This window comes from Zooshikella ganghwensis DSM 15267, from assembly GCF_000428585.1.
Lineage (GTDB): Bacteria > Pseudomonadota > Gammaproteobacteria > Pseudomonadales > Zooshikellaceae > Zooshikella > Zooshikella ganghwensis.
Window position 1 is genome coordinate 1 of sequence record NZ_AUAF01000151.1, and the last position, 10148, is coordinate 10148.

Sequence of the window (10148 nt, forward strand, 5' to 3'; positions counted from 1 at the left end):
CAAAGCGTCTACAACCTGGAAGTCAAGGACTACCACACGTACTTTGTGGGGCAGCAAGGGGCGTTGGTGCATAATGGCTCTAAGCGGACGTGTGGAGCAAGCTCTATTGAGGTCGACCCAAAAACTAAGCATGTTCCTTTGTCGACTTCACAAATTAAAGAAATATCAAACTTAAGTTTCCAGGGGGTAAAAACTCAGCGTATTCTTGTAGGAAATAATGGAAAGGTTGCTGTTATTGGACGATCAATGGGACAAATTGAAAAGCGTGGAGAGTATGGTGTGGTCGATTTTGCTCGTAAGCTTCGCGAAAAAGGTTATGAGACAGAACTCTTTGCAGGTAAGCAAATTAAGCAAGAGTGGTTTGATGAAATTGCATCATTACGGAAAGAGCACGGAGTTGAGATTCTACCAGATGAAATAATTCATCAAACGACTTTCTATAAAGAGAATATCAAGTGGGCACAGAAACTTCGTAAAGAAGGGTATACTGTTATTGATATTGGCAATCCAAACAACAAGACAGATTTAGGCCCATTTTATAGTGGTGAAATTAACGCCATATTTGGAAATGCGCCATCGAATAAGTTAATTGATTTAACAAATATTAATGGCTACTAGTTTTATCAACCAATAATTTTGCTTTTAGGTACAACTGCATGATTGATAAGAATTTAAAAGCTTTAGAAAGTAAGCTTGCGGTTGTACCAAGTTTTATTTCTCTCGGAATGAAGCTTGGTAGTGTAGAGCATAGGCCTGGGACAGAAGTACTTGGAGAAAGTTTTGTATTCAACTATGCAAATAGTGATATGCGAGCTATTCAAGTAATTTACCATCCTAGGTCTAACGATAAAGGTTACTTTTTAGTTAATCTAGTAAATACTGAAAACAATGATGTATTCAATCTCGAAGACTGGCTTAAAAAGCATAAGCTACTTGAACAGCCAGATCCTTTTAGGTTGCTTAGTTATCCTGGTTCTACCCTGGATAAAATGGACTCATTTATGACTTACTTGGACCTTCTACTGCAAAAAGAAGACTTAAAGTGTATCTTACAGGGTAAAACATGGGAGTTAGTTGCATTTAATTGGGCTGGTATGAAGTAGCCTGTTATGACTAAAAATCTATTTCATGTAGATTGAACTGTTTTTTCTGTATGTCACTATAGAAATGTTTTAAGGCTAGTTTTACCGTGTAGAAAGCAATGTTATCCCAAGGGATTTGAGCTTCATCAAATAGCTTAACATCGCTGCTTTCATAGCCTGGCTGAAAGTTATCACCCTTTAGTTCTGCACGGTACAGCATATACACTTGATTTGCGTGAGTCAGGTTTGCTATTACAAATAAGTTCTTAAGTTCAACTGTTGCTCCAGCCTCTTCAATGGTTTCCCTTTGGGCTGCTTGTCGGGTTGTTTCACCATTTTCCATGAAACCTGCTGGAACTGTCCACAATCCATACCGAGGTTCAATGCTCCTCTTGCAGAGTAAGACTTGATCGCCCTTATGCACTAGACAGCCAGTGACAATATTAGGGTTTTGATAGTGAATAAAGTTACATTGGGTACAAATATAACGTTTAAAGTTATCTTTAGCTGGAGTGGCGCTATCAACAGGAGACCCACATTGAGAGCAGTATTTGATTTCCATTACTTTTACCAATAGGACAAAGGTTTAGTCTTAACTAAAGATCACTTAAGTGACCTTAAATTTCAAAGCCGCAAGCTAAATACATTACCATTAAAAGGCACAAGCAGTATATGTCAGAGAACAGAGTAAAGTGCACTGAATGTGAACATATGATCTTGCCTGCTACAGCAAGCAGGAATAATGGATTATGTGCTGTATGTGTACAGATATCTCCTGAACAGCGACAGGCATCAAGAGCATTTAACGACTGGGTTAAGGCTGGTGACTTAAAACCTATGGAAGAAGCTCTATCACAGGCAGTCAGTACAGAGTATATTTCTCCTCTTGGAACGCAGTGGAGCGTAGATTCCTCGTTATCAACAAACACTAATATGGCTTCATTACAAGCGATCATTGAACTCGGACTGCCTGCTGATGAGGGATATATTTACTTACGTTCCAGTCATGGCTCTGTTATCACGTTGGCATTCAATCCAAAATACATTGTTTGTGAATACAACAATGAAACAACCGGGGAATCACTTTTTGCTTATACTGATGCCAATTTAAATCGTCAAGTTGATAAAGCATTACACATAGAGCAACTATGCTTTTGTTGTGGTGTGGGATTGTTTTATTACAGTAGTCACTGCCATATTCCCAGAGAGTACTTAGAAACTATTTTATCAGGACTTACTGACGGTAACAGCAATACAACAATCCAATGGTTACCGTTTGCTGACTTGTCTAATAATACGCTAGGTATGGGTTAAACATCATACTGAATACATTAATGCAGCTAGCTTACCCATGACACTTTGACTACTACATTGTTCGTGAACAGAAATGCAAAGGAGTCAAACAGTAGCCAGCATTAGACTCCAAAGGTAAATAGTGAGTATGTCATACACAGAAAATGATTTTTCTGAATTTAATGCCTGCTATATGGTTTCTTCTGAATTTCCAGAAGAGGCTGTATATCGAATTCCAAGTGAATTACTTTGTGCAATAGATAATGGAAATGAAGCTTTTTTTAGTGGACTGAAGACGTCATTTCCAAAATTGTATCAGGTACTAACAGCTGAATGCTCTAGAATCCAATTGCTGGAAAGTGTCTCTATAGGCATTGGACTCAATGATTTTGGAAAAGAATGTAAGTCTTATTGGTGGGGACTTAAGTGTGGCCAGAAATTAATCACTGCGGGAATACCTCTTATAAACCCCTCTGAAGCCACAATAACAGACTATTTAAAGGCGTACTTATCTTGTCTTCCGGCTGGTTTTGACTGCTTTTATGAAAAAATGGATAGCCTTGCTGTGGCAGCAGGAATTGGGCCATATGGCTACGATTTACCCTCTAGTTTTAGCGATTGGCGAGAAATCAAAAACTTCTGTGAGGATCATGAGCAGGATTTATCCGGTGCGAAGTTTATGTATGATAAATTGCCTGGCAGTGATTTAAGGGTATTTATTCAGTGCTCAAATTCAGATTTGATTGTTTGCGATCTCACTGGCCAACATCGAGGGTTATTTTATGTAAAAGGTGGTGATTTTAAAAATTACCACCTTATAAATGATCCTTTAAAGGCTTTAGATGCTTACTTTGCCGGTGCAGTTAAGGGAGAGTCACCCAGTATTTTATAAGGTTTATTATTCATTCCACTCGTTTATCGAGTGGAATTTATTTTGAAGAGCATATATAAGCCATCTTTTATTAAATTCTATCGAATACTTTAATAAGAAAGGCAGTAAATTAGCTACTTTTTAATTTAACCGTCCTCTACTAGTGCCCCTAGTGCTCCTTCCTCACCCAGAATAAAAAACCACCTCTGAAAAAATTCCAGTAACCATACTTATAAGATGTTTTTGCTAAAGCACCCTATACCCTAGAAAATCAGTAATTACGGGGCTTGTAGGGGTGGTAAACAATACTTATAGAGGGGATTCGGGGACGGTAAAGAGTTATTGTATTGACAATGTGTATACATAATTCTATCATTTATGTAATTACAATGTGTATACACAGGTTAGACCGATGCCCAATATACAGAAACCTAAAGCAGAAAAGCGTAAAGAGACAATCAATATTAGGGCCTTAACACAGCAACAGCTCTTGATAGACAAAGCAGCCCTTATTGCGAATAAAAGCAGAACTGATTTCATGCTTGATGCGGCATGCAAGGAGGCTGAAGAGGTTCTACTTGACCAGCGACTATTCTTTGCCAGTGAACAGCAAATGAACGCTTTTGAGGATGCTCTTAACCAGCCACCCACTAGAGCTCTAGAGGAGTTGCTAGCGAGTAAGTCTCCATGGGAGAAATAAGCGCTCCAGTGCCACTTAGCGCAGATCATCAAGTAGAGCAGTTTGATTGTGGCGTAGCATCACTAAATGATTTTCTAAAAAAAAGAGCCATTAAAAATGAAAAGCAAGGGGCTTCACGAACATTTGTTGTATGTAATGATGATCAAGTAATAGGCTATTACTCTTTAGCCACTGGTAGTATTTTGCATAAAGATGCCCCTGGCAAAGTAAGGCGTAATATGCCTGATCCTATACCCGCGATGGTTCTTGGTAGGCTAGCAGTTGATCAAAGTTATAAACGTTTTGGCTTAGGCAGAGGTCTATTAAAAGATGCCATCTTACGTACGGTGAAAGCGGCTCAGCACGCAGGTATTAAAGTCTTACTTGTACATGCGATATCCGAAGAGGCAAAGGCATTTTATGAAAAAAATGGCTTCTTAACCTCACCACTAGATCCAATGCTATTAATGACAACCTTACCCAGATAAGCAATTGTCATTAAATGCAGTGAATATTGATTGGGTTTGGTTAAATGCTAGGTAATAAAAAAGTAAATACAGGTTGTAGACAAGCTAATGTTCATTATTGTTTTTCTATAGCCTCATTATGTGATTTTAGGAATTTATCTCATTTCAGTTTTATTAGATCAAAGTAGGTTCAAGTTGTTAAAAACAGAATACTTGGCAGTTATTTTCTGTGTAATTTTTGTTGCAGGGTGTGCAGGATTACCAAATTTCAGTAATCTCAAATCTGGCTATAAGTTATCTGGAAAAGACGCAATTGTTGTTATGGGAGTTTTTCCCCGGTATCGTATAGGCGTGCAGCCTGGACATTTTAAAAATGGGAAGTGGGAACGTGATGAAATGAAGTTTTTAGCTGCAAACATATTTCCTGAAAACGGATATATAGTTACTAAGCTATCACCTCTATCCGATGATGGAGCATATGTTATCGATCAAGTTCTTCCCGAAGGAATTGGCGCTTATACCCCCCGGTTTGTTGCATGCAATGGTACATCCATGGTGGCATTCAACAGTATCGAAGGACGGGTAATCTATGTTGGTGACTTTGAATTTTATTCTGCCTCAGAGGTTTTGCGATATGCCCACGACTTTAACTTGATAAAAGCTAAAGAATCTCTTTCTAAACACTATCCGAGCCTGGCTGAAGCTTTGGAGTTGGCGACTGTAACCAAAACAACCACTAGTAGGGAATGGTGTATTTAATTTATATGTTCATGAACATATACTCGGGTAATAGCTGGATACCGTTAGCCATAGGGCCTAGAGTGACGCTCATTAGTAGTTAACTTTAGGAAAGTGTATGAGTTCAGTTGAGCTTAAACAAAGATTGATAAAGAAAGCTAGAAAGGTATCTTTTTATCGTCACCTAGGAGTACGTTGTGTATACGAATATCGACTCTCAACGACCCAAATACATTTTTGCCAAAAATCTGAATGTAACAGTGATGAATTTATTCTTATTACCCTAAGATATTGGTCTTCGTTTGATTACGAGTCAGAAAGTGAATTTCAGGAAGATTTAAATGTATGCAAATTTTTGGAAAAGAGGCCTCAAGAAGCCGAATCTTACTATGAAAAAATAATAAGTAGTTTATACAGATTCGATGAGCTGTTGCAAAAGCCTCCGGCGTTTTCAGAGCTTGGAAAAATAAAGCGTTTGGTCTTAATTTGCGATAAGTGGAATTATCAAAGTGTATTTCTGGAAACAGATAATGTTTATATTGGTTGTCACTGGGATACTGCAGAATAAAATAAGTTAGGTAAGATATGCTCCCTACCATCCAGGCTGGAAACTAGTAACCATAGGGCCTACAATGAGGTTAGGTTTTGCGTCAGAGTTACGTTCACTAATAGTTAAGCGAGATTAGTATGGAATGGAATCGTAACTATTTTACTCCTTCAGAAGATTCGATATTTTCTTTTTTCGTGGTATTTGGCGAATTTGAGGATGGTGTAAATATATCAGCATCTAAATATAATTTTACGGAGTTACCTGAAGGTACCGTAATACAAAAATACCATGATGCAGCTGCCCCCGATTATAGAGACAGCTTAAGGGAGGGTTATCTATGGGAAGAACTGTCCCAGGAGAATCCTGGACTAGCTGAAAAAGTTAAAGCAGCACCGAGTTGTATGGTTGTTAGCTTGGAAGCGCCAGATCAAGAAACCCTGGATTACCTACGAAATACAATCGGCTTGGTAACTTACTTTCTCGATAATGGCGGCGTGTGTGTTTATGAGCCTCAGAGATTCAAATGGTGGGCACCAGATGACTGGAGAGAACTCGTTTTTGGACCCAAAGAATTTAAGCCTTTTGAGCACACCACGATATTAGTGTCTAAGCAAGAAGATGGAAGCTTTTGGTATCATACTAGAGGCTTGAGACTGTTCGCACGACCAGATCTAAGCGTGCATAACGTAACTCCAGAAACTTCCGCTAGCGTTATCGAGATGATTAATCGATTCATAGAGTTTCAGGCATTAGGTGGGCTTATTGACGATCGCAAAAGTATTAGTATGAGTGGGCTTCCTTCTTCAATGTGGTGCGAACATAAGGGAAGCATAGATGATCATGATTTTAACAATAAGCATATTGAAATACATTGGGCGTAAAAGCGCTTAATCGGTAAGAGCTAGTATCTACCTCTCTCCACACCACCCTGCATGCGGACCCTCACAGGGCGGTTCATTTAATTTATCCGTTAGGATAATGAATTTTGATCCATCCTTCCCTTAGTCAAAATAATCCAGCATTTTTCAGGTAGTCACTATTTGATGCTTGTGGAGTTCCAGGTATCTCTTTGATACTGCGCCAAGGGTCTTTACTGGTAAGACCACAGGCCTGCCTGAAAATAGCCAGTAAGCAGGGTTATCGGCTATTTTTTATGAGTATAGGCTCAATCAAGAAACTCTAACTGTACTTTCGTAGTAGACCATTCCGTTATTTTGCCTAAAAGTTAAGCACGATAGACCTAAGTTGTCGTCTATTTGCACAACAAACCAAGCCAAATCAATAAAGTGAAATATTTCATCAGTGACTTGTGATGTATATCTGATTAAAATATGAACTTTTTACGCTGATAGGGTTGTGGGCAGTTGTGGTTAACGTAAATACATTAGTCTCATATAAGCAGAAGTGGTGTTACTTTCTTTTCCTTTTTTTCACTTTGTTTGCTAGCTTTTCTTCCTTTGCTGGCCAATGTGGATCTGGAGAAATTTTTTATTATAGCGTAGCTAATGATATATATTTTTGTTCATCTCCCAGTCCTTCACCAGCTCAAGCACTACTAGATCACTACCGTTGTGCCCGGCCTTTGGCAAAAGACTTATCTGTCGGTCACTGTCAATTTAGAAAAAATAGCAGTAAATCTAGAGTTAACTGGGCAAACTGTCAGTATAAAATTACTACGTGTGGACTACAAAATAGACATGGATGTGTAGAGTATAATGAACCAACTACTGGTTCCCGGAAAATGAAGGGGCGATGTAGATCATGCTCAAGTGGAACAACGCCAATATCAGGGGTAGGTTGTGTTTCTACTTCTGATTATAAAGCACAAGAAAATGGTACAGGCGATTGCAACTCTCCAGACACAACTCCTGCAGCAGGTAATCCCGTTCGTATCGCGACAGGTAATAAATTCCACTTTGAATCACTTTTAGGTGACAATTTCCCACTAGAAATAACGTACAACAGTAGTGATGACAAGTGGCATCATAATTTTAACTATATGCTTAGTACACTTGAAGAATATGTCCATGTAAAAAAATACACTCGTCCTGATGGGCAAGTTTTATTTTTCGAAAATATGGGTAATGAGTGGAAACCACTTGAAGCAGGCGCTATTCAACTGTCTACAAGCTCTGAATATGGTGCGGCTTGGCTCGTTAACTACTATGGACAACATGAGTATTATGATGATGAAGGCCGTATACTCCGTATCGAAAAACCTCACGGCACGGCCCAAACCTTCACCTGGAGCGATCAACAGCTCGTTGTCCAGGATCAGCAGAGTAACCGTTTAACCCTCACCTTTGATGATAAAAAGCGGCTGGTTTCGGCTACTCAACCCAATGGTAAGCCTACCACCTTGGAATGGAGTGATGATGATAAGCTGATAAAAGTCACCCAATCTGACGGCAGTATTCGCCAGTATCATTATGATAATTCAACCTTTCCAAAGCATTTAACAGGTATTACCGATGGTAATGGCAAACGCTTTGCCACGTGGAAATACGACGATAAAGGCCGTGCTATTAGTTCTGAGCATGCTGGAGGTAAAGAAAAAACCTCCCTTGAATTTCACGACAATAACAGCACCACGGTCACCAATCCGCTGGGTAAAAAAACCACCTATCATTTCAAGGTATTTAATGGCGTGCATAAAGTGGTGAAAGTCGAAGGCCAACAAACTGAACACTGCGCGGCGGCCAATAAAGAATATACCTATTACGATAACGGTTTGCTGAAATCCAAGACCGATTGGATAGGGATGGTGACGGCGTTTGAATACAATGACCGTGGCCTGGAGACTAAGCGCACGGTGGCGGTAGGCACACCCAATCAGTACGAGGTAGTGACCGAGTGGCACGACACCTTGCGTTTACCGACTGCCAAAATTACCCGTGGTGAGCGGGTTGAGTATCGCTATGACGAACACGGTCGGTTAATAAAAAAATAAACGCAGTCAAATTAGATGTTTTATGAGTCGTATTATTTTTATTGAGCTTAATTAAATTATGCCGTTTTTTTCTACAAAATTTTATCGAATAGTATTTGCATTATTTTTTTGTTTTAGTTCAAGTAATTCAATTGCAGAACATGCATGTCCTGATGGTTCTTCTGCAATGTATCATAGCAATGACTTTGGGAGGTGTGGCACAGCTAGAGGCAGTACACCATCAAGCGTTTTCACTCAAATATATGACTGTTTGTATGAAGAAAGTCATATAAGACATAGTGGTGGAAATCTTGTTTATCAACGTATGTTCACACTTGCAAAAAACATTACATTCTTAGGCTGTGACGACAATAAGTGTTCAGCGCAGTTTAATGAATGTAGAGTATTATATCATCAAAGCGTATATTATAGAGGCAAATGCCGTGAATATTATCCTCGTTTAAGTACATTGCACGTTTATTATGCACTTTCATCTTGTCAAAGCTGCTCAGAAATAGGCGCAAAAGCCGTCCCTGGCCATGGCTGTCGTTTTGAATGTGACTCTGGACTATTAGCTAAAAAGAAAGAGCAGTGTGATACCCCTGTGCCTACGTGTCCTTATGGCCTGGATGCATTAGCCTATCCGCCTAAGTGTAAAACCAAGCCCAGTGCCGATAAGGGCGAAGGCAGTTGTAATGCTCCGGATACGACACCTGCGGCTGGTAATCCCGTGCGTATTGCCACCGGGAATAAATACCATGTAGAGTCAGTTATTGACGGTGCTTTGCCGTTACAGTTGTCGTATAACAGTGACGATGATGTGTGGCATCATAATTTCCATTATCAACTGACGCCCTTTAATCAATTAACCACCGCAAAACAATATACCCGACCTGATGGCAACACCTTAGTGTTTGAACAAAACGGGAGTGGTTGGACCCCACTAGCGGCAGGAGCGATTCAACTGTCATCAACGGCTAAGCATGGGGCGACCTGGTTAATTAATTACTATGGGCAGCAAGAGTATTATGACGATCAGGGCCGTATTTTACGGGTAGAACAGCCTTTAGGTAGGGTATTCACCTTTACCTGGGGGGATCTTCAGGTCGAAGTGGTAGATAGTCAAGCCAATCGTTTAACCCTGACCCTGGATGATCAGCAGCGGTTACAATCAGCCACCGAATCGAACCATAAACCGATTACCTTCACCTGGCGTGATAACACTGCTTTACAAAAAATCACGTATCCTGATGGCCATGCCCGTCAATTCCATTATGAAAACCCTTGGTTTCCTCACCATTTAACGGGTATCACCGATGGTAATGGCAAACGCTTTGCTACCTGGAAATACGACGATAAAGGTCGTGCGATTAGTTCTGAGCACGCAGGAGGCAAAGAAAAAACCTCCCTGGAATACCACACCAATAACAGCACCACGGTGACTAATCCTTTAGGCAAAAAAACCACCTATCACTTCAATGTGATTAATGGCGTGCATAAAGTGGTGAAAGTCGAAGGCCAACAAACCGAACACTGCGC

General features: G+C 39.9%; 11 protein-coding genes and 1 pseudogene. 11 read left to right on the forward strand and 1 reads right to left on the reverse strand.

What is annotated here, in order from left to right; genetic code table 11:
• Together F607_RS31030 and F607_RS0121515 are read left to right on the forward strand one after the other, a co-directional pair.
• Positions 1 to 618: hypothetical protein (locus F607_RS31030; RefSeq protein WP_038292020.1), on the forward strand; the 618-nt coding region annotated here is incomplete at its 5' end.
• A gap of 38 nt (positions 619 to 656) precedes the next feature.
• Positions 657 to 1103: a hypothetical protein gene (locus F607_RS0121515; RefSeq protein WP_027709725.1), complete on the forward strand. Its 447-nt coding sequence runs from the start codon at positions 657 to 659 to the stop codon at positions 1101 to 1103.
• Between the two features lie 10 nt (positions 1104 to 1113).
• Here F607_RS0121515 and F607_RS0121520 read toward each other — a convergent pair whose 3' ends face one another.
• The gene (locus tag F607_RS0121520; RefSeq protein WP_230400447.1) at positions 1114 to 1644 is read right to left on the reverse strand and encodes an NUDIX hydrolase; all 531 of its coding nucleotides are present in this window, start codon (positions 1642 to 1644) and stop codon (positions 1114 to 1116) included.
• Positions 1645 to 1793: 149 nt separating this feature from the next.
• Between F607_RS0121520 and F607_RS0121525 the strand changes: the two genes are divergently transcribed.
• From F607_RS0121525 to F607_RS31040, 9 genes and pseudogenes are all read left to right on the forward strand, one after another.
• The gene (locus F607_RS0121525; protein ID WP_027709727.1) at positions 1794 to 2396 is read left to right on the forward strand and encodes a hypothetical protein; all 603 of its coding nucleotides are present in this window, start codon (positions 1794 to 1796) and stop codon (positions 2394 to 2396) included.
• A 127-nt stretch (positions 2397 to 2523) separates the two neighbouring features.
• Positions 2524 to 3267, forward strand: coding sequence for a hypothetical protein (locus F607_RS0121530; RefSeq protein ID WP_027709728.1), 744 nt, complete (start codon positions 2524 to 2526; stop codon positions 3265 to 3267).
• Between the two features lie 391 nt (positions 3268 to 3658).
• Entirely contained in the window at positions 3659 to 3946 is a 288-nt protein-coding gene (locus F607_RS0121535; protein ID WP_027709729.1) for a type II toxin-antitoxin system TacA family antitoxin, read from the forward strand.
• Positions 3934 to 4413, forward strand: a complete 480-nt coding sequence (locus tag F607_RS0121540) for a GNAT family N-acetyltransferase (protein ID WP_027709730.1) — start codon at positions 3934 to 3936, stop codon at positions 4411 to 4413. The genes F607_RS0121535 and F607_RS0121540 overlap by 13 nt, the downstream gene beginning before the upstream one ends.
• Before the next feature lie 174 nt (positions 4414 to 4587).
• Positions 4588 to 5151, forward strand: coding sequence for a hypothetical protein (locus tag F607_RS0121545; protein ID WP_157365559.1), 564 nt, complete (start codon positions 4588 to 4590; stop codon positions 5149 to 5151).
• A 97-nt stretch (positions 5152 to 5248) separates the two neighbouring features.
• Positions 5249 to 5698, forward strand: coding sequence for a hypothetical protein (locus F607_RS0121550; protein WP_027709732.1), 450 nt, complete (start codon positions 5249 to 5251; stop codon positions 5696 to 5698).
• Positions 5699 to 5817: 119 nt separating this feature from the next.
• Positions 5818 to 6561, forward strand: a complete 744-nt coding sequence (locus tag F607_RS0121555) for a hypothetical protein (RefSeq protein WP_038292024.1) — start codon at positions 5818 to 5820, stop codon at positions 6559 to 6561.
• Positions 6562 to 7421: 860 nt separating this feature from the next.
• Positions 7422 to 8630 (forward strand): hypothetical protein, encoded by a 1209-nt coding sequence (locus tag F607_RS33130; protein WP_157365560.1) that lies wholly within the window; start codon positions 7422 to 7424, stop codon positions 8628 to 8630.
• A gap of 58 nt (positions 8631 to 8688) precedes the next feature.
• Positions 8689 to 10148 (forward strand): annotated as a pseudogene (locus tag F607_RS31040) (DUF6531 domain-containing protein); the annotation flags it as partial.

What these genes read in the sequence shown, in the direction of transcription:
- F607_RS0121515 (WP_027709725.1), top strand. Translation starts at nt 657, where the DNA reads ATGATTGATAAGAATTTAAAAGCTTTAGAAAGTAAGCTTGCGGTTGTA.
- F607_RS0121520 (WP_230400447.1), bottom strand. Translation starts at nt 1,644, where the DNA reads ATGGAAATCAAATACTGCTCTCAATGTGGGTCTCCTGTTGATAGCGCC.
- F607_RS0121525 (WP_027709727.1), top strand. Translation starts at nt 1,794, where the DNA reads ATGATCTTGCCTGCTACAGCAAGCAGGAATAATGGATTATGTGCTGTA.
- F607_RS0121530 (WP_027709728.1), top strand. Translation starts at nt 2,524, where the DNA reads ATGTCATACACAGAAAATGATTTTTCTGAATTTAATGCCTGCTATATG.
- F607_RS0121535 (WP_027709729.1), top strand. Translation starts at nt 3,659, where the DNA reads ATGCCCAATATACAGAAACCTAAAGCAGAAAAGCGTAAAGAGACAATC.
- F607_RS0121540 (WP_027709730.1), top strand. Translation starts at nt 3,934, where the DNA reads ATGGGAGAAATAAGCGCTCCAGTGCCACTTAGCGCAGATCATCAAGTA.
- F607_RS0121550 (WP_027709732.1), top strand. Translation starts at nt 5,249, where the DNA reads ATGAGTTCAGTTGAGCTTAAACAAAGATTGATAAAGAAAGCTAGAAAG.
- F607_RS0121555 (WP_038292024.1), top strand. Translation starts at nt 5,818, where the DNA reads ATGGAATGGAATCGTAACTATTTTACTCCTTCAGAAGATTCGATATTT.
- F607_RS33130 (WP_157365560.1), top strand. Translation starts at nt 7,422, where the DNA reads ATGAAGGGGCGATGTAGATCATGCTCAAGTGGAACAACGCCAATATCA.